This is a genomic window from Bradyrhizobium sp. McL0615 (assembly GCF_049993905.1).
Lineage (GTDB): Bacteria > Pseudomonadota > Alphaproteobacteria > Rhizobiales > Xanthobacteraceae > Bradyrhizobium.
Window position 1 is genome coordinate 4,963,093 of record NZ_CP188254.1, and the last position, 21,760, is coordinate 4,984,852.

23 protein-coding genes are annotated in these 21,760 nt (G+C 61.3%); 18 read left to right on the forward strand and 5 right to left on the reverse strand.

Translation table 11 applies throughout. The features are described from left to right. Nucleotides 1-23 precede the first annotated feature (23 nt). Together ACPPVP_RS23450 and ACPPVP_RS23455 are read right to left on the reverse strand one after the other, a co-directional pair. Nucleotides 24-449 carry a CBS domain-containing protein gene (locus tag ACPPVP_RS23450; RefSeq protein WP_426524863.1) on the reverse strand — a complete coding sequence of 142 codons (426 nt, stop codon included), beginning with the start codon at nucleotides 447-449 and terminating at the stop codon, nucleotides 24-26. Between the two features lie 25 nt (nucleotides 450-474). Continuing rightward, the gene (locus tag ACPPVP_RS23455; RefSeq protein ID WP_426524865.1) at nucleotides 475-1,302 is read right to left on the reverse strand and encodes a universal stress protein; all 828 of its coding nucleotides are present in this window, start codon (nucleotides 1,300-1,302) and stop codon (nucleotides 475-477) included. Between the two features lie 284 nt (nucleotides 1,303-1,586). Between ACPPVP_RS23455 and fixL the strand changes: the two genes are divergently transcribed. The 7 genes from fixL (at nucleotide 1,587) to ACPPVP_RS23490 (ending at nucleotide 7,460) form a co-directional block, all read left to right on the forward strand. Continuing rightward, nucleotides 1,587-3,128 carry a sensor protein FixL gene (fixL, locus tag ACPPVP_RS23460; RefSeq protein ID WP_426524867.1) on the forward strand — a complete coding sequence of 514 codons (1,542 nt, stop codon included), beginning with the start codon at nucleotides 1,587-1,589 and terminating at the stop codon, nucleotides 3,126-3,128. Continuing rightward, entirely contained in the window at nucleotides 3,112-3,729 is a 618-nt protein-coding gene (gene fixJ / locus ACPPVP_RS23465) for a response regulator FixJ (protein ID WP_426524869.1), read from the forward strand. Before fixL ends, fixJ begins: the two co-directional genes overlap by 17 nt. A gap of 43 nt (nucleotides 3,730-3,772) precedes the next feature. Then, on the forward strand, nucleotides 3,773-4,210 hold the full coding sequence (locus tag ACPPVP_RS23470; protein ID WP_426524871.1) for a response regulator: 438 nt from the start codon (nucleotides 3,773-3,775) through the stop codon (nucleotides 4,208-4,210). Between the two features lie 123 nt (nucleotides 4,211-4,333). Beyond that, nucleotides 4,334-5,038 carry a helix-turn-helix domain-containing protein gene (locus ACPPVP_RS23475; protein ID WP_426524873.1) on the forward strand — a complete coding sequence of 235 codons (705 nt, stop codon included), beginning with the start codon at nucleotides 4,334-4,336 and terminating at the stop codon, nucleotides 5,036-5,038. Nucleotides 5,039-5,081: 43 nt separating this feature from the next. Then, nucleotides 5,082-5,339 carry a hypothetical protein gene (locus ACPPVP_RS23480; RefSeq protein ID WP_426524875.1) on the forward strand — a complete coding sequence of 86 codons (258 nt, stop codon included), beginning with the start codon at nucleotides 5,082-5,084 and terminating at the stop codon, nucleotides 5,337-5,339. Nucleotides 5,340-5,772: 433 nt separating this feature from the next. Then, nucleotides 5,773-6,408: a DsbA family protein gene (locus ACPPVP_RS23485; RefSeq protein WP_426524877.1), complete on the forward strand. Its 636-nt coding sequence runs from the start codon at nucleotides 5,773-5,775 to the stop codon at nucleotides 6,406-6,408. An 83-nt stretch (nucleotides 6,409-6,491) separates the two neighbouring features. After that, nucleotides 6,492-7,460 carry a Bug family tripartite tricarboxylate transporter substrate binding protein gene (locus ACPPVP_RS23490; RefSeq protein WP_426524879.1) on the forward strand — a complete coding sequence of 323 codons (969 nt, stop codon included), beginning with the start codon at nucleotides 6,492-6,494 and terminating at the stop codon, nucleotides 7,458-7,460. Nucleotides 7,461-7,525: 65 nt separating this feature from the next. On the opposite strand, the gene ACPPVP_RS23495 is transcribed toward ACPPVP_RS23490, so the two are convergent. Next, nucleotides 7,526-7,780 carry a PilZ domain-containing protein gene (locus tag ACPPVP_RS23495; protein WP_334387396.1) on the reverse strand — a complete coding sequence of 85 codons (255 nt, stop codon included), beginning with the start codon at nucleotides 7,778-7,780 and terminating at the stop codon, nucleotides 7,526-7,528. A gap of 335 nt (nucleotides 7,781-8,115) precedes the next feature. On the opposite strand from ACPPVP_RS23495, the gene ACPPVP_RS23500 reads away from it, so the two are divergent. The 3 genes from ACPPVP_RS23500 to ACPPVP_RS23510 are packed head-to-tail and all read left to right on the forward strand — an operon-like array spanning nucleotide 8,116 to nucleotide 11,129. Beyond that, nucleotides 8,116-9,519, forward strand: a complete 1,404-nt coding sequence (locus ACPPVP_RS23500; RefSeq protein WP_426524882.1) for an MFS transporter — start codon at nucleotides 8,116-8,118, stop codon at nucleotides 9,517-9,519. A gap of 11 nt (nucleotides 9,520-9,530) precedes the next feature. Beyond that, entirely contained in the window at nucleotides 9,531-10,718 is a 1,188-nt protein-coding gene (locus ACPPVP_RS23505; RefSeq protein WP_426538019.1) for an acyl-CoA dehydrogenase family protein, read from the forward strand. Between the two features lie 9 nt (nucleotides 10,719-10,727). Next, nucleotides 10,728-11,129 carry a VOC family protein gene (locus tag ACPPVP_RS23510; RefSeq protein ID WP_426524884.1) on the forward strand — a complete coding sequence of 134 codons (402 nt, stop codon included), beginning with the start codon at nucleotides 10,728-10,730 and terminating at the stop codon, nucleotides 11,127-11,129. 299 nt (nucleotides 11,130-11,428) lie between these two features. Here the strand turns inward: ACPPVP_RS23510 and ACPPVP_RS23515 are convergent, their stop codons facing one another. Next, nucleotides 11,429-12,241: a Spy/CpxP family protein refolding chaperone gene (locus ACPPVP_RS23515; protein ID WP_426524886.1), complete on the reverse strand. Its 813-nt coding sequence runs from the start codon at nucleotides 12,239-12,241 to the stop codon at nucleotides 11,429-11,431. A 469-nt stretch (nucleotides 12,242-12,710) separates the two neighbouring features. On the opposite strand from ACPPVP_RS23515, the gene ACPPVP_RS23520 reads away from it, so the two are divergent. The 7 genes from ACPPVP_RS23520 (at nucleotide 12,711) to ACPPVP_RS23550 (ending at nucleotide 20,206) form a co-directional block, all read left to right on the forward strand. Continuing rightward, a complete protein-coding gene (locus tag ACPPVP_RS23520; protein ID WP_426524888.1) occupies nucleotides 12,711-14,051 on the forward strand; it encodes an ABC transporter substrate-binding protein in 1,341 nt (446 codons plus the stop codon). A gap of 147 nt (nucleotides 14,052-14,198) precedes the next feature. After that, complete coding sequence (locus ACPPVP_RS23525; RefSeq protein WP_426524890.1) at nucleotides 14,199-15,137, forward strand: carbohydrate ABC transporter permease; 939 nt, start codon at nucleotides 14,199-14,201, stop codon at nucleotides 15,135-15,137. After that, nucleotides 15,137-16,048 carry a carbohydrate ABC transporter permease gene (locus tag ACPPVP_RS23530; protein WP_426524892.1) on the forward strand — a complete coding sequence of 304 codons (912 nt, stop codon included), beginning with the start codon at nucleotides 15,137-15,139 and terminating at the stop codon, nucleotides 16,046-16,048. The genes ACPPVP_RS23525 and ACPPVP_RS23530 overlap by 1 nt, the downstream gene beginning before the upstream one ends. A 4-nt stretch (nucleotides 16,049-16,052) precedes the next feature. Further along, nucleotides 16,053-17,153 carry an ABC transporter ATP-binding protein gene (locus ACPPVP_RS23535; RefSeq protein WP_426524894.1) on the forward strand — a complete coding sequence of 367 codons (1,101 nt, stop codon included), beginning with the start codon at nucleotides 16,053-16,055 and terminating at the stop codon, nucleotides 17,151-17,153. 30 nt (nucleotides 17,154-17,183) lie between these two features. Further along, nucleotides 17,184-18,173: a hydroxyacid dehydrogenase gene (locus ACPPVP_RS23540; protein ID WP_426524896.1), complete on the forward strand. Its 990-nt coding sequence runs from the start codon at nucleotides 17,184-17,186 to the stop codon at nucleotides 18,171-18,173. Between the two features lie 62 nt (nucleotides 18,174-18,235). Beyond that, nucleotides 18,236-19,660: an amidase gene (locus ACPPVP_RS23545; protein ID WP_426524898.1), complete on the forward strand. Its 1,425-nt coding sequence runs from the start codon at nucleotides 18,236-18,238 to the stop codon at nucleotides 19,658-19,660. A gap of 231 nt (nucleotides 19,661-19,891) precedes the next feature. Beyond that, nucleotides 19,892-20,206: a hypothetical protein gene (locus tag ACPPVP_RS23550; RefSeq protein ID WP_426524900.1), complete on the forward strand. Its 315-nt coding sequence runs from the start codon at nucleotides 19,892-19,894 to the stop codon at nucleotides 20,204-20,206. Nucleotides 20,207-20,314: 108 nt separating this feature from the next. Here ACPPVP_RS23550 and ACPPVP_RS23555 read toward each other — a convergent pair whose 3' ends face one another. Further along, on the reverse strand, nucleotides 20,315-20,827 hold the full coding sequence (locus ACPPVP_RS23555; protein ID WP_426524902.1) for a DUF1993 domain-containing protein: 513 nt from the start codon (nucleotides 20,825-20,827) through the stop codon (nucleotides 20,315-20,317). Between the two features lie 95 nt (nucleotides 20,828-20,922). On the opposite strand from ACPPVP_RS23555, the gene ACPPVP_RS23560 reads away from it, so the two are divergent. Continuing rightward, entirely contained in the window at nucleotides 20,923-21,702 is a 780-nt protein-coding gene (locus tag ACPPVP_RS23560) for a transporter substrate-binding domain-containing protein (RefSeq protein WP_426524904.1), read from the forward strand. Nucleotides 21,703-21,760 lie beyond the last annotated feature (58 nt).

Below are 21,760 nucleotides of genomic sequence, written 5' to 3' on the forward strand. Positions count from 1 at the left end.
CACTTTCGAGCGCGCGGAGCGACTTATCCGCGCGTGCTCTCGGTCAGCGCACGCATGATGTCCTCACGCGCGATGATCCCGGCCAGCTGCTGTTCGCCATCCAGCACCGGGAGGCTCTTCATCCGGTGGTCCACCATCAGCTGCAGGACGCGGCTCAGCTTTGTTGCCGGATCGACATAGATGAATTCCGGCGTCATCACGTCCACCACCATCCGCGACAGCAGATCGTCATAGGCCGGAACCATGCGGCCGGGGTTGAACGCAAAGCATTTCAAGAAATCGAAATTACTCACGACGCCGACGATGTCATCGCCTTCGCGGACCGGATAGCAGTTGAAATTATCGGCCTCGAACATTTTCTGCAGCTCGCGCATGGTGGTGTCGCGCGTAACCGTCTTCACCGTGCGCGTCATGTATTGCCCGGCGGTCGCTTCGAGAAATTTATGCACGGGGGTTCCTCACCATTTGTGATCGTTAACGGGACAGGAACGCGCAGCGGCGCGATTCGGTTGCAAGGTGGCGTGTAACGCCGCTGAGCACCCATTCACGGAAGCGCGAATGGCCATAGGCGCCGGCAATCACGGCACCCGCTCCGACATTGGCGGCGATGTTTTCCAGCTGCCCGTTCACGCTGCCGGCCTTTTCGGGAACGACGGTATTCGCCACGATGCCGTGACCGCGCAGCCACGCCGCCACGTCGCCAACACGCGACAACGCATCCGCGTGGCGGCCGTCCTGCTCGGGAATTTCCGCAATCGTGACTTCCTTTGCGGCAGCCAAAATCGGCAGCGCATCGAATACGGCCCGGCGCGCTTCGCGCACGTCCTTCCAGGCGACCAGGACGCTTCTCAGATCGAGCCATTCCACCGCTGATGGCACAACGATCAACGGCCGCCCCGCCTGCATCAGCAGATCGCTCGGGTCTGGAGCCGCGCTGGGATCGACCAGGGTCTCCGGGCGGGCGCCAATCACGAGGATATCGGCGGCTCGCACCTGCTGCAGCATGTAGGGCACCGGCAACGAACGGGCGGAACGCCACTCCACCGCTGTCGCACGCTTCTCGACCGAAGCGCGAAACTCCGTCTCCAGCTCCGACAGCCGTCTCTCGATGGCCGCGGCCTCTTCATCGAGGAGCTTTTGCGCAAAATCGCCATCGGCGAAATACATTGGCGGCCTGAGGTCCGAGGCGGCAACGCCGATGATCCGCGCGCCGAATCGTTCGGCGATATCTCCGGCCACCCGAAGGCAGGCATCGTTGGGCCGATCCAGCGCCAGACCGACCATGACGGTTTTGTAGTCCATAACCTGCTCCAAGCCCTGGGGCGAAATGCCGTGTGGGCGTAGCCACACACAGCAGCATCCTAGTGCTCCACTTCGCTTCGAAGCTGACCTAGATCAAGAATCCAGCTTGACTCTTGCAAGACGTCCGCAGTGCCAAGGACGCTGTGGGATGCGGCGCTGGCGGTTCAACAAAATCGTATTTATATCAACTAGATATAAGCAGTTTTTGACTTCGCGGCGTCGCTATTTCACACGCCCGATTTAATGCGGTATCTGATAAGCAACCGCAGCCTGCAAGGCGAAGCATGATCGACCCCGACCGCCCCTTTCGAGATCAAGACCCGCTCGGCCAGAACGCACGCAGCGGCGCCGAAAGATCGGGCGTCGGCGCCTGGGACCTCGAATTGTCGACCCGGACGTTGAGCTGGTCCACCGCCACCCGCAAGCTCTTCGGCGTCAGATCGGACGCGCCTGTCGACTTCGACGTCTTTCTTTCCCTGCTCGATGCGCAGGATCGCGATCGCGCGGCGAGAGCCGTGCAGGAGTCGATCGATACCGGGTGCAATTTCGACGTTCAGTACCGGCTGCACCGGGATTCGGATGAGGGTCATTGGGTGCGTGCCGTCGGCACGACCATCAATGGTCCCGATGGCGCTCCCGTTCGGCTCAGTGGCGTCATGATCGACATCAACCACGAGAAACGTCTGGAGGACGACGTCAGGACCAGCGAGAGGCACTTTCGCTCGATCCTGGACACGATCCCGGATGCGATGATCGTGATCGACGAGCATGGCATCATGCAGTTCTTTTCCAGCGCTGCCGAACGTCAGTTCGGATACAGCGAACACGAGGCGATCGGAAAGAACATCAGCGCGCTGATGCCGGAGCCGGATCGCAGTCGCCACGACGGCTACCTCGCGCGCTACCTGAAGACGGGCGAACGGCGCATCATCGGCATCGGGCGTATCGTCACCGGCATGCGCAAGGACGGCACGACATTTCCGATGCACCTCACCATCGGCGAGATGCATTCAGGGGGAAAGCCGTTCTTTACAGGCTTCGTCCGCGATCTCACCGAACAGCAACAGACCCAGGCACGGCTGCAGGAACTGCAATCCGAACTCGTCCACGTCTCGCGTCTGAGCGCGATGGGCGAGATGGCTTCCGCCCTCGCCCACGAACTCAATCAGCCGCTGTCGGCGATCAGCAATTACATGAAGGGATCGCGCCGCCTGCTGGCTGATAGCACCGACGCCAACGCGCCGAAGATCCAAGTGGCGCTCGATCGCGCCGCCGAGCAGGCGATCCGCGCCGGCGACATCATCCGGCGATTGCGCAATTTCGTCGCGCGCGACGCGTCCGAGATGCGCGTCGAGAGTCTTTCAAAAATGATCGAAGAGGCCGGCGCGCTCGGGCTCACCGGCGCCCGCGAACAGGGCGTGTTTCTGCGCTTCAACCTGGATCCGACGTGCGATCTGGTGGTGGCTGACAGGGTCCAGATTCAGCAGGTCCTGGTCAACCTGTTCCGCAATGCGCTGGAAGCGATGGCTGTCTCGACACATCGTGAGCTGATTGCCTCAAACATCAAGGCCGCAGATGATATGATCGAAATTGCCGTTGCCGACACCGGGCCGGGCTTCGCAGGGAGTGCGCTTGCGAACCTTTTTCAGCCCTTTTTCACGACGAAGGAGACCGGCATGGGCGTCGGCCTTTCCATCAGTCGCACCATCATCGAAACCCACGGCGGCCGGATGTGGGCCGAAACCAACGGGTCCGGCGGTGCGACGTTCCGTTTCACGCTGCCAGCGGCGCCCACCAAGGATTTGATCGATGCCGCCGAGCGCTAAAGTTTATGTCATCGACGACGATCCGGCGATGCGCGACTCGCTGGATTTCCTGCTGGGCTCGGCCGGGTTCAACGTACGTCTTTTCGATTCCGCGCAAGGCTTCCTGAACGAGCTTGCGAACCTGGAGACCGGCTGCGTGGTCACGGACGTGCGCATGCCGGGCATCGACGGCATGGAGCTGCTGCGTCGGTTGAGCTCGGGCCCGCGAAAGCTCCCCGTGATCGTCATGACCGGCCACGGCGATGTCCCCCTCGCCGTAGAGGCGATGAAGCTTGGCGCGCTCGATTTTCTCGAGAAGCCGTTCGAGGATGACCGGCTGATCGGCATGATCCATACTGCGCTCGCGGGAAGCGAGAGCGGCTCGAAAAGCGAAGCGGTAGCAGCCGATATGGCTGCCCGCGTCGCCAGCCTTACCCAGCGCGAACGCCAGGTAATGCAGGGGCTGGTGACCGGCCAATCGAACAAGGCCATCGCCCGGGAATACGATATCAGCCCGCGCACGGTGGAAGTTTACCGGGCGAATGTAATGACCAAGATGCAGGCCGGTAACCTTTCCGAGCTGGTGCGGTTTGCGATCAGGGCCGGCATCGTCGAAGATTGAGCCAAGTCAAGTCGAGGGCTGGATAAACCTCTATTTTGTCGGGATGACCGACACCCGAACCAGCGCCGGCGGCGAAGCCAACGTCAGCCTTTCGCCAAAGAAATCGATGATTTACGTCATCGATGACGACTACGACGTCCGGACATCGCTGCGATTTCTGCTGGAGACCGAAGGATTCGACGTCCGCACGTTCCGCAGCGGGAACGCGTTGCTGGGATCTTCCAACCGAAACCGCGCGGATTGTCTGGTCGTTGACTACAAGATGGCGGAACTCGACGGTCTGGAACTGGCCCTCCGGCTGCGAAGGTTAGAGGTGTCCACTCCGATCATTCTGATCACGGGTTATCCGGACGAAAACATCTCGGCCAAAGCAAGCTCGGCCGGCGTGCGCCACGTGCTTTTGAAACCCAATCTCGAAGACAATCTGATCGACTGCGTTCGAAAGGCGATCGATACGCCGAGCGCGACGGGCCAGCCCTGAAACACCCCCGCAGGCTCGCCTCCGTAAAACCCCGTAAGGGCTCCTCCTTAGGATATCGACCGAAATATCGGGCACCAAAAATCCCAGTTACACCAAAGCCATCCCGCATCGAGGAGATGGCAAATGCTCACCCAGACGATCACCGCCCCGACAGTCCCCGCAGCCAAGGTTTTCCCCGCCCCGCGCGCCCAGGCTGTTCCGAACGTCGACCAGTTCAACGTGATCGCGACTTGCGCAGGTGTGATTGCCACCGAGTTTTCCTACCGGAAGGATGAGGAAATCTACGGCGAGGGCGAGTCTTGCGAATATGTCTATCAGGTGGTCCGCGGTGCGGTCCGCACCTACAAGCTGCTCAACGACGGACGGCGCCAGATCGGTGCGTTCCATCTGCCCGGCGACGTGTTCGGCCTCGATGCCGGCTCCACCCACCGCCTGACGGCCGAAGCGATCGCCGACACCACGGTCCGTCTGGTGAAGCGCCGCAGCCTGGAAGCCGCCGCCGGATCGAATGTCCAGGTCGCCCATAACCTCTGGACCATGACTGCAGGTGACCTCCGGCACGCCGAAGACCACATGCTGCTTCTGGGTCGCAAGACCGCGATGGAAAAGGTTGCCACTTTCCTGCTGGAAATGGACCGTCGGCTCGCCAAGGCCGGCATGATGGCCCTGCCGATGTGCCGCCGCGACATCGGCGACTATCTCGGCCTGACGCTGGAAACCGTTTCGCGCGCGCTCTCACAGCTCAGCGACCAAGGTGTCCTGGCATTTTCGAGTGCCCGTCAAATCGTGCTGCGCAACCGCCAGCGGCTGGCAGACATGGATGCCTGAGAGTAAGCTGGGCGACAAAAATACCGGAAGTACGGAGGGCAAGATGAACAATTATCGCGTCTCCTTCTACAAGGATCTCTGCAACTCCGACGGCCATAGCTTCAAGTGCCTGCAGCGCCAGATCGAGGTCCAGTCGATCGGCCCATCCCAGGCGCTGGCATTGGCGGCGCGGTTGGTCGACAACGAACGTCTGAACGCCGATTGCGTCGAGGTGACACACCTGGCCGGCCATCACGAGTTCGAGCATTCGACGGGCCATTCGCCGGCCCCCGGCAAGGACACATGGAACGACGTCGTGTGATGAAAGTGACCGCGACAAATTAAGCCGCCGGGCCTGCGCGCCCGGCTTTTGCGTCGTTCGCGTTCTCAGACCCCACATGCCGGCAATTTGATCCAGCTCAATGCGAACGCGGCCAAACGATCAGAATATCAATCTATATGATGCGCGACGAGGAAGTCCGCACCATTCGGCGATCTCGCCGTTTTCTCCTAGACTGCCCCGCCATCGCTGGTCGTAGAGACCGCGTTGCGGGGCATTTTTATGGATGCCGCAAATCCCAAATCGGCTCCGATCGCTCCGGCGATTTACCGATTGGCTCGCGCTCCCTGCCAACAATTCACGGTGGGCTCCGATCGCGGCCAGTCAGGTGGCTTTCGATCCTCAAAACCGGTAGAAATGTCGATATGCGGCGCCCTAGTCGGCTCGCTCTCGCCAGTTCGTTTCGGAGTAGCCGTTGAACGTTCGTTACCGCATCGCCCTCACCGGCCTCCTCGCTCTCGCATCGCCGGCTTTTGCAGGTGCAGCCATCGCGCAAAGCGCGATCGCCGCAGCGGTCGCCAAACCGGTGTCGCTGCCGGACATCGCAATCGGGTCTGCGAAAGCGCCGATCACGCTTACCGAATATTCGTCGATAAGCTGCCCGCATTGCGCAGCCTTCGGCCAGAACGTGTTCCCGATGTTGCGGTCGAAATATATCGACACCGGCAAGGTGCGTTTCGTGTTCCGTGAATTTCCGCTCGACATCAAGGCCGCCGCCGCTTCGATACTGGCGCGCTGCATCGGCAACGGCGATTCCGAAAAATACCTTAGCGCGGTCGAGACCATGTTCAAGCTGCAAGACCGCCTGATGGCGCAAACCAAGGATACGCTGATGTATGTCGGCAAGCAGCACGGAATGAGCGAACAGGACGTCGAGACCTGCGAGAAAGACCAGACACAGTTCGACAAACTGACCGCCGACCAGCAATACGCGGTTCGCGAGTTGAAGGTTACCTCGACGCCGACCTTCTTTCTCAATGGCGTGCGGCTGCAGGGCTCGATGCCGTTCGAGGAACTGGAAGAGCGGATCAAGCCGCTGCTGAAGAGGTAACGGGCGAGCGGCGCTGCTTTTCTCTTGTCCAGCGCGGCGCGGTCGCCGAAGATGACCCCAACAAACATATTGGGGGAAATACCATGGCTGCCGTCTTGCGCGTATTGCTCGCAGTCATGGGGGGGCTGGCCTGGGCCACAGCCTCTACAGCGCAAGGTTATCCGAACAAGCCGGTGCGCGTCGTGGTCGGGTTCCCGGCCGGCGGACCGACCGATGTAATCGCGCGGCTCGTCGCGCAGAAACTCTCCGATAGTCTCGGCCATCAGTTCTTCGTTGAAAATATCGGTGGCGCCGGCGGCAACACCGCGGCCGGCCAGGTCGCGCGCGCGACGCCCGATGGCTACACCATCATGGTGATTAGTACCGGCTTCGTCGTAAACCCCAGTCTTTACGCCAAGGTGCCGTACGACCCGATCAAGGACTTCACGCCGGTCACCCTGGTCGCGGTTTCTCCGAATGTCGTGGTGGTCAATCCGCAGGTGCCGGCGAAAACGCTGCCGGATCTGGTTCAGCTCATCCGGGACAATCCTGGCAAATACAGCTTTGCCGGTCCTGGTGTCGGTTCGACGCCGCATCTGGGGGGCGAGCTGTTCCGGCTGGCTTTCAAGCTCGACCTGGTGCACGTGCCCTTCACGGGCGCTGCGCCAGCGATCCAGGCAACGATCGGTGGACATACGCCGATCGCCTTCACGGCGCTACCGCCTGCCCTTTCAGCGGTGCAGAGCGGACAACTGCGCGCGCTTGGTGTCGCCTCAGCCGAGCGGGCCGCCGGGATGCCTGACGTGCCGACCTTCGCCGAACAGGGCATCAAGGATCAGGAGGCCGACACGCTCACCGGCATTGTGGCGCCGACTGGAACGCCGAAGGAAATCGTGGATTTGCTGTATCGCGAAATAGCCAAGGCCGTCACCCAGCCCGACGTGAAGGAGCGTCTCGCAGGGCTCGGCTTCAAGGCAGTTGCGAATACGCCGGATCAGTTCGGCGCACGCATCAAGCTGGAAATCGAAAAATGGAGCAAGGTGGTAAGCGATGCGAAGCTGAGGATCGAGTAATTCTAGGAAGTGCCCTCGTCTCCATCCCTGCCGGATTGGGCTCAGCGCCCCTCGTTCAGTTGCGGTTATTCCGCGACGTTTATGAACGTCAGACCGATACGGTTTTTCTGGATCCAGGCGATCCTGCATTCATGCACGACCGACGAATTCTTTGCCATCACCAAGCGAAAGCGCTGCGGGACGAAGGCGACGTTCTCGACATCGATCGCCGCGCCCTCGTGCGAGATATTTCGAACGACGCAGCGCATCACGGAACCGCCTGACGAAACATAGGCCGGCTCTTCTATCTCCGTTCGTGGATATTTTCGCTTCTCTTCCATCCCGTCCCATCCCGGATGCCGCCCAAACGGCAACAGCTAACAGCAAAATCTTAAATAAGTCAGCCGTGTGCACTGCAGCGCTTACTGGGGAAGCCAGAACAAGATGCGGCCTGCAGAACGGTTGCATATGATTCAAGCAGCTCGCACAATTGTTTTCGTGCTCTGGTTTTTGCGGGGCGGCGTGACCTACTCTATCGCTTCTGCGCAGACGTGCCCCGCGTCTCCCTGGGCTTGTCGTTCGCGGCGGCCACGCGATACCCTTTGGGGATAGGCGGTGCGCAGGCGCGACGCCCGCTCGGAATAATCAAAATGAACAGGCGCCGGGGGAAGACGCCATGTTCGAGATACTCGATCGCCGGACGCGTTTGACTGGCAACCAGATCAAGATCCTTATGGCCGCCATCATCGGCGATGCGCTCGAATTCTTCGATTACTTCCTGATTGGCTTTGTGCTGGCCTTCTTGATTGGGCCGTGGAAACTGACCTTTGGGCAATCGGCCATCGTGCTGATGAGTTCCGGCATCGGCGCTATCATCGGTGCCTATGTATGGGGTTGGCTCGCCGATCGGATCGGCCGGCGCATGGTGTTCATCGGCACCGTACTGAACTTCTCGATCGCCACCGGCCTGCTGTACTTCACGCCTGACAATGGCTGGATCTATCTTGCCATCATGCGCTTCTTTGTCGGCACCGGCGTCGGCGGGCTTTATTGCGTCGACCTTCCGCTGGTGCAGGAATTCATGCCCTCTTCCAAGCGGGGGTGGGTCGGCGGTATCGTGACCTGCGTCATCCCGCTCGGCGTCGGACTCGGCGCCGTGCTGGGAGCTTTGATGGGCAGCGACCAGTGGCGGCTGTTGTTTGCGATCGGCGTGCTGCCGGCGCTTTTGGTCCTGCTGGTCCGGCTTTGGGTGCCGGAGAGCCCGCGCTGGCTGTGCCGCCAGGGCCGTTACGAGGAAGCGCGCAAGTCGCTGGCTTGGGCGCTGCAGATGGAACCGTCCGCGCTCCCGCTGCCGACCGCGGCCGATGCCGGGCCGATCATCAAAACGAGTTGGTTCGATCTGTTCAAATATCCGCGCAGCCTTCTGGTCTCCTGGCTAGGCAACGCCGGCGCGCAAACCGGCGTCTACGGCATCACGCTCTGGGCGCCGTCGCTGTTCGTGCTGCTGTTGAAGGTCACGCCGCAGGAAGCCGCCAGGATGATGATCCTGCTCAGCGTGTCCGGCTTTCTCGGCCGCCTCTCCTTCTCCTATTTCTCGGAGTTGCTCGGGCGTCGCACCTCGGGAGGGCTATTGGGCATCGGCGCGGGCGTCCTCACCATCGTGGCCGGATACAATTACGATGCAACACTGTTCGGCCTGTCGGCGTTCTGGCTGATCCTCGCGGTGACCTTCTTCTTTGCCGATGGCGGCTTTGCCATTGTCGGCCCTTATGCGGCCGAGGTCTGGCCTTCGCATCTGCGAACGACCGGCATGGGCTCGGCCTATGGCTTTGGCGGCATTGGCAAGATCCTCGGACCAGTCGGGCTTGCCTTGATCGTGGGCTCCAACAACTACCTCAAGCCCGACGTGCCGATGACGCAGATTCCGACAGCCTTCGTTTATCTCGGTTGCTGGTTCCTGATGGCCGGGATCGTGTATTATTTCATCGGCTTCGAAACCAGGGGCAAGTCGATCGAGCAGATCGACAGGGACTTGGCGGACGGCCTGGATCTATCGACAGCAAGAGTTCGGCAGGCATAATCTTGAATACAATGATTGCGACTTCTGCCGATCTGGCGGGCGACCTGACGGTGATCGCCCGCGCCGAAGCCGTTCGCGCCGATGTCGCGGCGGCTTCCGACGACATCGAGACCACGCGCCGGCTACCGCCCGCGCTGCTCGAGAAGCTGCACGATGCGCAATTGTTCAGGCTGTTGCTGCCTCGCGCGACCAATGGAATCGAGACCGATCCCGTGACTTTTTTCCACGTCATCGAAACCATTGCCAAAGCGGACGCCTCCACCGCCTGGTGCCTCAGCCAGGCCGGCGGGTGCGCGATGTCGGCGGCCTATCTCGACCTGCCGGTAGCGCAGGCGATCTTCGGCGATCCGCGCGCGGTGCTGGCGTGGGGGCCCGGCCCCAGGGTTCGCGCGGTCGAATGCGAGGGCGGCTACAGGGTGACCGGCGCGTGGTCCTTTGCGTCCGGCGGCCGGCACGCGACCTGGCTCGGCGCGCACTGCCCGATCTACACAGCCGACGGTTCACTCAAATACGACGCCAACGGCGCCCCGCTCGAGCGCACCATGCTGGTACGCTCCGAGGACGTCGAGTGGACCGACATCTGGAACACCGTTGGCCTGCGCGGCACCGCGAGCGACCAGTTCGCGCTCAACGATTTTTTCGTGCGCGCCGACCATTCGATTACGCGCGAGTTCGACCGGGAATGCCGCGAGCGCGGACCGCTCTACCGCATGAGCAACCACACCTGCTATCAGGTCGGCTTTGCCGGTGTCGCCTGCGGCATCGCCCGCACCGCGCTCGACAATTTCGTCGAGACCATGCGCACCAAGGTGCCGCGCGGGACAAGACAGTCGTTGCGGGACAATGCCGTGGTCCAATCCAACCTCGCGCAGGCGGAAGTCAATCTCCGCGCCGCACGTGGCTACGTGCTGCAGTCGATGGCCGATATCTGGAAAGACCTCAGCGCAGGGGCGACCATCACGGTGGCGCAACGCATGAACATCCGCATGGCCTCGACCAACGCCATTCACAAGGCGCGCGAGGCGGTCGACTTTGCCTACAACGCCGCAGGCGCCACCGCGATCTTCGAGAACCATCCGCTGGAGCGCCGCTTCCGCGACATCCATACCGTAACCCAGCAGCTGCAAGGCCAGCTCAGGCATTTTGAAACCGTCGGCGCCTGGATGATGGGCGTCGATACCGACCTCAGCTTTGTCTAGGAGAAGACCATGGGACTTGGCGGATTACAGCACTACACCATCGAACCATCTGACCTTGAGCGAACCAAGGATTTCTACTGCGACGTGCTGGGTCTGGAGAACGGCGACCGTCCGCCGCTCGATTTCCCCGGCTACTGGCTCTATTCCGGCGGCACCGCCACGGTACACCTGATGGGCACGCGCAAACCGCGCGAGGGCATCGTGGTGCGCGGCACCGAGAAGAAGTACGAAGATACCGGTCGCCTTGACCACATCGCCTTTGCGGCGAGCGATGTCGAGGGCGTGCGCAAGCGTTTGCAGTCGAAAGGCGTCAAATTCCGGGAGAGCATCGTGCCGCGCACCGGCGATACGCAGTTCTTCCTCTACGATCCCGATGGCGTCGGCGTCGAATTGAACTTCCCGAAAAGCTGAAGCCTGATTCGGCGGGAAGAACGGAACCCAATTCGGCCGCACCATGCCGGCCGAATTGGGCGATTGCGGCACTTTCATACCGCGTGCACCTGATGTGGAGGTGCAACACTACCCGTCAAAGAATGAAGTTCCCGACAACGCCTCAAGTCAGCCATCACTAAGGCGCGAGTCCGTCAGGGTTTCATCATCATTGCAATGAGATTGGGAGAAGCCGCGCCGCTGCGGCAGAGTAGCCGGGTGCCGCGCCTTTCAACCTACCCCAGGGCCTGCGTACCCGGCTATTCGTCCGGCGGAGCCCGCTAGTCGAGCCCGCGCTCGTGGCTCAGATTGACCATTTCCTGAATAAAAATCGTCTTTTGCTTGTCGTTCAGACTGGCAAACAGAGGGTCGGCCGCATCAGCTACGTTGCGCTGATCGACGGCGCGATCGTTGAGGAACTGGGCCTCATTGCGCATCTGCTCGATGATGTCATCGGGAGGATCGCGCTTGGCGCGCGCCACACGCAGGTTGAGGCGATCGGCGCCATTATGACCGAGATAGTGCATCGCACTGTTGAACCCGGCCCAATGCTTTTCCTGTTCGGGCGTGAGGTTTAGCTCCTTCTTGATCCGCTCGATATTGGCGTCGCTACTGGCGACGATCTGTTCGGCCGTCATTTGCGGCGCGCCGGCCTGGGTGAGGACGGCGGCCTGCTGTTGTTGCTGCTTGGCGGCCTTCGCGGCCTTGCTCCCCTTCGCCGGCTTCGCGGTGTCGCCCTGCTTGGAAGACTCACCTTGCTTGGAGGCCTCACCCTGCTTGGAGGCCTCGCCCTGCTTGGGAGCCTCGCCCTGCTTGGCATCCTTTGCCGCTGGCGTCTGTCCGCCCTTGTTGTTACCCCCGGTCAGGACGCCGGTAACGCCGCTGACCACGCCGACGACGCCGCCGATCGCGCCGCCCAGCACACCGCCGACCGGACCGGCAGCCTTGTTACCCTCCCGCGCGCCCTGCTGTACGCCCTGCACCAGCCCCTGCGCGTTCGCCGTCGCGGTTGCGGCGAGAACCAGCGTGAGGATCGCGCCAAGCGCAAAAAGCAATCGCGACGGCATCGGCGCAATCTGCTGAGGACGGGTCATTGTCTGGTCTCCATGGTCGATCGAGAAATGTGCCGCACGCGCCATTCGCAAGACGCGCCAGAATCCTTCGCTGCCTAAACTATCGTTTCCGCCCCGAACTCGTCCACCGTTGCGCCGCATGGTTCCACGGCGGGACACATCTTCGGGACAAAGCAGTTACACGTGCCATCGGTCGACTGCGGCGCAATCGCACACCCCTGCGGCTGGATCGGTGACAAAAGTGTGCGGCGCAATATTACCGCGTCCATTATTGACGATCCGGAAGAAAGATATCGTCGCTCCCGCCGTCCGGAATTTCCACGCAACGTTAGTTCAATGCCGGCCACCGCTGTGTTTTCTCGACAGAGGCAAACAATTCTGGTCTGATCCGATTACAAAAATCTCCGCTGGCCGCCGTCTTCTGACGGCTCCACGCCGGACGGAGACGAAAAACAAGAAGCAAAATCTGGCTCAGCAAAGGGGAGACGTCATGCTACGCAAGAAGCTTTCTCGCCGACAATTCGTTGCTGCAACCGCGCTATCATCCGCTGCACTCATTAGCGCACCTTATGTGCGTGGTGCCCACGCCGCCGGCAAGCTCACGATCGGTTTCTGGGACCATTGGGTTCCTGGCGCAAACAAGGCTTCCACCGATCTGGTCAATGAATGGGCAGAAAAGGAAAAGGTCGAAGTCACCATCGACTACATTCCGAGCCAGGGTAACAAGAACCTGCTGACCATTGCCGCCGAAGCGCAGGCAAAGTCCGGTCACGACATCTTCGCGATGCCGACATGGTGGGCCCACGCCAACGCCGAGCAATTGGAAGACGTCGCCGACCTCATGGGCCCGATCATCGCCGAGAACGGCGAAGTCAACGGCACCGTGACCTATCTGGGCAAGGCAGGCAACAAATGGCTCGGCGTTCCCGCCTGCGTCGGCAGTCAGATCAAGGGCCCCTGCTCGCGCATCGACCTGATGAAGAAGCACGCCGGCATCGACGTGCAGGAGATGTATCCGGCCGGCGCCGAACCGAAGGCCGATAACTGGAATCTCGAAACATTCTTGAAGGCGGCCGAGGCCTGCCACAAGGGTGGTGTGCCGTTCGGCATCGGCCTTGGTGAGACCACCGACAACGTCGATACCGCCGGCGCGATCTTCCTGTCGTTCGGCGCCCAGCTCGTCGACGCCAAGGGTAACCTCACCGTCAAGACCGACGCGGTCCGTCAGGCGCTGGAGTATTACAAGAAGCTCATCAGCTTCCTGCCGCCCGACGTCGCGGCCTGGGACGACGCGTCCAACAACAAATGGCTGGTCTCCGGCCGGGGCGCGATGATCATGAATCCGCCGAGCGCCTGGGCCGTCGCCAAACGCGACGCGCCGCAGGTTGCCGAGCAATGCTGGACCCACGGCTTCCCGGCCGGACCGAAGGGGCGCTTTGCGCCTTATCTGCCCTATTACTGGAGCATCTGGAACTTCTCCAAGAACAAGGAGGCGGCGAAGAGGCTGCTGGTTCAGTTGTCGAAGCCGGCGGCCATCGAAAAGATGGTGACGGCGAGCGGCGGCTACGATCTGCCCGCCTATGAGAAGCTGACGACGTTGAAGGTCTGGCAGGAAGAGGGCCCGCCGAAGGGCACGCTCTATCACTACCCGAACCCCTACAAGCACCAGACGCTGTCGATCGCAGCCTCTCCGGCGCCGCCCAAGATCGCCCAGCAGATTTACGCTCAGGCCACGCTGACAAAAATGTGCCTGCGCTATCATCAGGGCGAGGCGATGGAAAAGACCCTCGCCTGGGCCGAAGGCGAGTGCGAAGGCTTCATGCGAAGCTAGGGCGCCAGAAGTATCGCCGCAACGGCTCGCAATTTGCGATCCGCGCGCGGCGATCTTCCCTTCACGGTCGAGAGCCGACGGCATGCCGGCTCCCGGGCGCTTTGAAAATGGAATCTGTTGAAATAACTCGCGCGAGGAAGATGCATCATGGCTGATGTCGCATTGCAGCCGGACCGTGTTGGCGCAACGCAGCCGGCGCGAAAGCGCTCCAGCCTGCAGAAGACGCTGAGGCGAAAATCCACCTCAGCCTTCCTGATGACGCTACCGCTGATCATCCTCATCGCGCTGCTGGTGCTATATCCCGCGATCTATTCGGTTCATCTGGCCACCCTCAACAAGTCGATGCAGCGGTTCGTCGGCCTCGGCAATTTCGAATTCCTGTTCAAGCGCGACACCTTCTGGCTGGTGGTCAAGCAATCCTGCATCTTCGCGGTCACGGCGGTGGTTTTCAAAGCGTTGATCGGCTTCATCGTCGCGCATTTTGTGCACAACATTCCGGCCAAGGGCCAACGCAAATGGCGCGGCATGCTGCTGGTGCCATGGGTGATCCCGCCCGCCATGAGCACGCTGGCATGGCTGTGGCTGTTCGACCCCTCTTACAGTGCCTTCAACTATACGCTGTCGTTTTTCGGAATCGGGCCGATCCCGTGGACCGGCGACGCCACCTGGGCGCGCTTCTCGGTCATTCTGGTCAACGTCTGGTACGGCGCGCCGTTCTTCATGATCATGTATCTGGCGTCGCTGAAATCGGTGCCCGAGCAGCTCTATGAAGCGGCCGCGATTGACGGCGCCAATTGGTGGCAGCGGATCTGGTACGTGACGCTGCCGATGATGCGCAACATCATTGCGATCACGACGCTGTTTTCGCTGATCGTCACCTTCGCCAATTTCGACATCGTACGAATTCTCACCGCCGGTGGACCGCTGGACCACACCCACATCTTTGCCACCTGGGCCTTCAGGATCGGCATCGAAGGCAGCGACATTCCGCTCGGCGCCAGCGTCTCCCTGTTCATGGTGCCGATCCTTGCGGTCGCAGCGATCTTCATCCTGCGCGACGTCAACAAACGCGGGAATGAATCCTGATGAGCAGTGTAACGATCGACAAGGCTGCGCCATCCCGCAACGTCAAGTATGGAAGCATGAGCCGCGACCGGACCTGGGCGCTGCGCTGGTCGTATTTCTTCCTGACGCTGTTTGCGATCTTCTCGCTGCTGCCGCCGATTTACATGCTGATCACCTCGCTCAAGAGCAGCGCGGAGATATCGGCGGCTACCAATCCATGGTGGGTCTTTCATCCAACCCTCGACAATTACATCGGGCTCCTGACGTCGAACCAGTTCCTGCGGTTCTTTTGGAATTCCGCCCTGGTCTCGATCTTCGTGGTCACCATCACCATGCTGATCAGCGTGCCGGCAGCGTTCGCGCTGGCGCGGATGCGGTTTTGGGGTTCGGCGACGCTGGCTACGGGCGTATTCCTGACCTACCTGATCCCCGACAGCTTGCTGTTCATTCCGTTGTTCAAGGTGTTCGCCCTGTTCGGAGACTGGACCGGTATCCAGCTGATCAACCGCTGGTACGTCCTGCTGTTCATCTATCCGACACTGACGGTGCCGTTCTGCACCTGGATCATGATCGGCTATTTCGCCTCGATCCCGAAGGAGCTGGACGAAGCGGCCATCATCGACGGTGCTTCCTGGTTTCAGACGCTGACACGGATCTTCATTCCGGTGGCGCTGCCGGGAATTATCGCCGCCACCATCTTCGCTTTCACGGTCTCGTGGGCGCAGTTCCTCTATCCGCTCGTGTTCACCACATCCACGGACCAGCTGGTGCTGCCGGTCGGCATCATTACCACTCTGATCAAGGGCGACGTCTTCAATTGGGGACAGATCATGACCGGCGCCCTGCTCGGCGCTGCGCCTCCACTCATCATCTACGCCTTCCTGATGGACTATTACATTGCCGGCCTGACCGCCGGTGCGACAAAGGGCTGATCTCATGGCTGACGTGACGTTGCGTAAGGTGGTGAAGCGTTATGACGAGGTCGAGGCGGTGCGCGGCATCGATCTCGATATCGCCGACCATGAGTTTGTCGTGCTGGTGGGACCGTCGGGCTGCGGCAAGTCGACCACGCTGCGGATGATCGCCGGCCTCGAAGACATTTCCGACGGGGACATCATGATCGGCGGCGACGTCGTCAACGACGTGCCGCCGAAGGATCGCGATATCGCGATGGTGTTCCAGAACTACGCGCTCTACCCGCACATGACGGTCGCCGAAAACATGTCGTTCGGACTGCGGTTGAAGCGTTATCCGAAGGCCGAGATCAAGAGCCGCATCGACGAGGCCGCGCGCATGCTCGACATCGTCGAACTGGTCGACCGCAAGCCGAAGCAGTTGTCCGGCGGTCAGCGTCAGCGCGTCGCCATGGGCCGCGCCATCGTGCGCAACCCGAAGGTGTTTCTGTTCGATGAGCCGCTGTCGAACCTCGACGCCAAGCTGCGCGTGCAGATGCGGATCGAGATCAAGAAGGTGCACCAGAAGGTGCGCACCACGACGGTCTACGTGACGCACGACCAGGTGGAGGCAATGACGCTGGCCGACCGCGTCGTGGTGATGAACCACGGCCGGATCGAGCAGATCGGCACGCCGAACGAGCTTTATCACAAGCCGGCGACGAAATTCGTCGCCAGCTTCATCGGCTCGCCGGCGATGAACTTCATTCCGTGCCGACTGGAGGATCTTGCCGGCAAGTTGCACGTCCGGCTGACCGATCGCATCGTCTTCCCGCTGCCGCCGGCCCGCGCCGCTCGCTATCAGGGCATTCCGCGCACCGACAAATTGCTGCTGGGGCTGCGACCCGAGCATATCACCGAGGCCAAGCAGCATTCGGAGCCGGGCGTGGAGAACTTCGACACGGTGCTCGACGTGACCGAACCGATGGGAATGGAGACGCTGATCTATTTTACGATGGACGGCACGCTGGTCTGCGGCCGGGTCAATCCCAACGCCGGCGCGCGCGACGGCGGCCCGCTTCGATTGGCTGTGGACCTCAATAACATGCACCTGCTAAATGAGGTCACCGGCGTCGTCCTTTGACGGCGCAATTGCAAGACCCAAGGGCAGGAAATGGCTACCAACAAGAAGAAAATCTTCATTACTGAATCAATGTCGCAGCAGGGAAGAGCGCTGCTCAACGCGCGGGACGACATCGATCTGGTCGAATTTCCCAACATGATCTCGCAGGCGGATTTCAACGCCAGGCTGAAGGAGCATGCGCCGGTGCATGGCGTTGCGCTTGGCGGCACCCGCTTCGGTGAACCCGAGCTTGAGTCCTCCAAAGACATGCTCGTCGTGACCAGGATCGGGGTCGGGTTCGATGCCGTCGACGTCCCTGCCCTGAGCCGCCGCAGGGTCCCGCTGATGGTCGCAGGCACCGCCAATTCACCCTCGGTCGCCGAATGCGCGCTGTTCATGATGCTGACGCTCGCCAAGCGCGCGACAGAAATGCATTCGCTGGTGAGGGACAATAGATGGCCTGACAGGCTCGGGATGCTGCCCTACGACCTGTTCGGCAAGACGGTGCTGATCGCAGGTTTTGGGCGGATCGGCACCCGCACTGCCAAGCGCTGCCTCGCGATGGAAATGAACGTCCTGGTTTTCGACCCCTACAAGCCCGCCGCCGACATCAAGGCTGCCGGCTGCGAGCCGGTTGCCGACCTCGACGCCGCTTTGCCGCGCGCCGACTTCGTCAGCATCCATTGCCCGAAGAACCCGGAGACGATCGGCATGTTCAACGCCGACAGGCTAAAGCGCATGAAGCCGACGGCGTTCCTGATCAACACGGCGCGTGGCGGCATCGTCGACGAGGCCGCGCTTCATGCCGCGCTTTCATCGCGCAAGCTTGCCGGCGCGGGCCTTGACGTTTTCGAGCAGGAGCCGCCGCCGGCCGGTCACGCATTGTTTGCCCTTCCGAACGTCATCATGGCGCCGCATGTCGCAGGCGTCACGGTGGAAGCCGTGGACCGAATGAGCGAGCAGACTGCTCGCAACATTCTGAGCGTGCTGGACGGCGATCCGCTGCGGCAGAACGTGATCAATCAGGATGTACTCGGCTAATCGGTTCGTCATTGACCCAGGCACGGCCGGTCCACCGACCGGCCGGCAAGCGAGGTGTGCGCATGGCCTTCAAGGAATACGGCAATTACGACGCGGTCGGCCTTGCGGAATTGGTTCGGAAGAAGGACGTCTCGGCCAGGGAATTGCTCGACGAGGCCATCGCCCGTACCGCGAAGGTCGATCCACAGATCAACGCCGTCGTCGTCAAGCATCACGACTATGCCGAACGCCAGATCGAGCGCGGCCTGCCCGATGGCCCGTTTACCGGCGTGCCGTTCCTCCTGAAGGATCTCGACCTCCTGGAGGGTACGCGTACAACCTCAGGAGCCACGGTCCTGAAGGACTTTGTAGCCGACCACAACGGCACGCTGGCGCAGCGCTTCCTCGATACCGGTGTCTCGATCTTCGGCAAGAGCTCCAGTCCCGAATTCGGTCTGATGCCGACGACAGAGTCGCGCCTGCACGGGCCGACCCGCAATCCCTGGAATCTCGAGCATTCTTCCGGTGGGTCATCGGGCGGTGCAGCGGCGGCGGTTGCCGCCCGCATCCTCCCCGTCGCGCATGCCAGCGATGGCGGCGGCTCGATCCGGATCCCCGCCTCCGCCTCCGGCGTATTCGGCCTGAAGCCGACCCGGGCGCGCAATCCGCTCGGCCCCGATCGCGGCGAAGGCTGGGGCGGATTTGCCTGCGGCCACGTCGTGAGCATCAGCGTGCGCGACAGCGCGGTCATGATGGACGGGATCCATGGGCCTGAAGCGTCGAGCCCCTATGTGGCGCCACCGCCGGAGCGGCCGTTTTCGCAGGAAGTCGGCCGCGAGCCGGGTCGGCTCCGCATCGCCTTCACTGACAAATCGCCGTATGGCGACGCCATCGATCCGGAAATCGCGGCGGCGGTGCGCGAGGTTGCGGGGCTGCTGGCGGGGCTCGGCCATCACGTTGAGGAACAGGCCCCGGTGCTTCCCGCTGATCCGGCTGCGGCCATGACCACCATCGTCGGCGCTAACACGGCGCTGACGGTGCGGCTGATCGAGCAAAGGCTCGGGCGCACGGCTACGGAAAACGATTTCGAGATATTGACGCTGGCGTTCGCTCATAACGCGCAAAAGACCACCGCGACCGACTATGTCGCTGCCCAGCTTGCTGCCTTCCAGATTTCGCGCTCGCTTGCCACCTTCTTCGAGAGCTGCGACGTCTTCCTGAGTCCAACACTGTGTTCGCCGCCGTTGCGCATCGGCGAACTCGACAGCATGTCGAATGACCTCTCTCACATTGTGCCGATCCTGCGCCGCTATATTCCGGGTACTTCCATGTTCAACATGTCCGGGCAGCCGGCGATGTCGGTGCCGCTGGCGTGGAACAAGGCCGGATTGCCGCTGGGCATGATGTTCGCGGGCCGGTTCGGCGATGAGGCGACGCTGTTCAGGCTGGCCGGTCAGCTCGAACAGGCGCGCCCCTGGAAGAACAGGTTACCTCCGGTTTGTGCATAACCGTCGCCGCAAAAACGCCAAGATTTGACAAAGCGCAGCCTTATCGGCACTGAGAAAATGCACCGGGGCGGAAGTGGGACACTGATTCCGGAGACATAACTCGATCCGGAGGCCTAAATCGTGGCTCAAAGCGACCCGACCGACCATGCGCTGGCGGCCATTGCAAGCATTCTCGATAGAGTCGAGACCTCCAGAGAATCCCAAAAGCCCGCGGTCAAGGAGCAAACTCCCGTGGCCCCTCCGCCCCTCCCCGTAGCCCATCCGCCCATCGAAGCGCATGGATATTGCAAGACTGGTCCCGGGCCGATGGCCGCGATCCGCTTCAAGTGGACGGTGCGCCTCGACAATGGCGACTACTATGTCGATGAGACCATCGGCGAGAATTCAAGTCCGCTCGTCACCGGGCCGCTTGACCGTGACGCTGCGATCCAGCTTGTCGATTATCGCGAAAGCGAAGCTCGCCGGCGCTTCGAGCAGTTGAAGAGCGAAATGAGCGGACGAAGCGCGGGCGCCAATTCGGTGCACAAAGACTCCAGCGTGGTGTAACGGCCGACGTTTTCCTGTGCGTCCCCAGGATACGCCGCTGGGCATCATCTTGGATGTGCCCCTGGTATCATCGATGTGCCCCTTGGCATCATCGATGTGCCCCTGGCATCATCTCGGCGGTCCCAGAAAATCCTTCTTGGCAATATCGACACCGGCATGGCGCAGGATGTCGTAGGCCGTCGTGACATGAAAGAAGAACTGCGGAACGCTGAACGTGAACAGCAGCGATTTCCCGGTGAATGTTCGCTGGGCGCCGTTCTTGAACGTGAAAGCGACTTCCTTGTCGGTTGCGGCGTCGATCTCGGCACGTGGCAGGCCCCGCACGAAATCGATCGCCGCTGATATCCGCGCCTTGAGCTCGTCGATGTCGGGCTCGGCGTCTGAAAATGTGTAGGGAGCACGACCGGCCAGCAGCGCGCCGGCAACCGTCGCATGCCGATTGGCCTCTCCCACCTGCTGCTTGAGGCTGTACATGGTGGGTGAGAGCCGAATGTTCAGGAGGACAGCGGGATCGATGTTTCGGGCTTCGGCGTGTGCCGAGGCGTGGTCCAGAAGAGCCGACAGATTCCCGAGATACGGCACGAACACACCGACGGAAGCTTCGTGGAGCGAGAGGGTCACGTTTCGATTTCTCCGGCTGGCACCACCGCGATATCTGGTTTAAATCGGCGCCATCGCTCCAGAGTGTCATCTAATTTGCCGGCGGAGAAGACCTGATGTTTCGAGTGTTCGTTAGTCTTGCAATGGCTGTCCTGTGGACCGTTGTCGCCCACGCGCAGCAACCGGCGAATTCCCGCCTCGACGACATCATCAAGCGCGGCACGCTGCGGGTCGGTATGACCGGCGACTATCGTCCCTTCACCCATTTCGACAAGACGACGTCGAAATTTACCGGCTTCGACGTCGACATGGCGGAAGCGCTTGGCAAGGCGCTCGGCGTCAAGGTCGAGTTCGTTCAGACGGCGTGGTCGCAGCTGATGAAGGATTTCGAAGCCGACAATTTCGATATCGCGATGGGCGGCGTCTCAATCACCCTCGACCGGCAGAAGAAGGGAATGTTCTCGACGCCGATCATGCGCGAGGGCAAGACGCCGATCGCCCGCTGCGCCGACCAGGGCAAATATGAAACCATCGCCGATATCGACAAATCAGGCACGCGCGTCATCGTCAATCCCGGCGGCACCAACGAACGCTTCGCTAAGGCGAACATCAAGAAAGCCGAGATCAAGATGTGGAACGACAACGTCACGATTTTCGACGAGATCGCCAAGGGCAACGCCGACCTGATGATGACGGACTCTTCCGAGACCCGCTACCAGCAGAAGCAGCATCCGGGCGTGCTCTGCGCGGTGCATCCGGACAAACCGTTCGACTTCGCCGAGAAGGCCTATTGGCTGCAGCGTGACGTCGCGCTGAAAGCCTTTGTCGATCAGTGGCTGCACATCACAACCGAAGACGGCAGCTACAGGAAAATCTATGCGGCCTGGTTCGATTGACCCTCGATAAGCCTATTTTCGCAGGAAAATAATATCCAAATATTAATATTTCACCTTC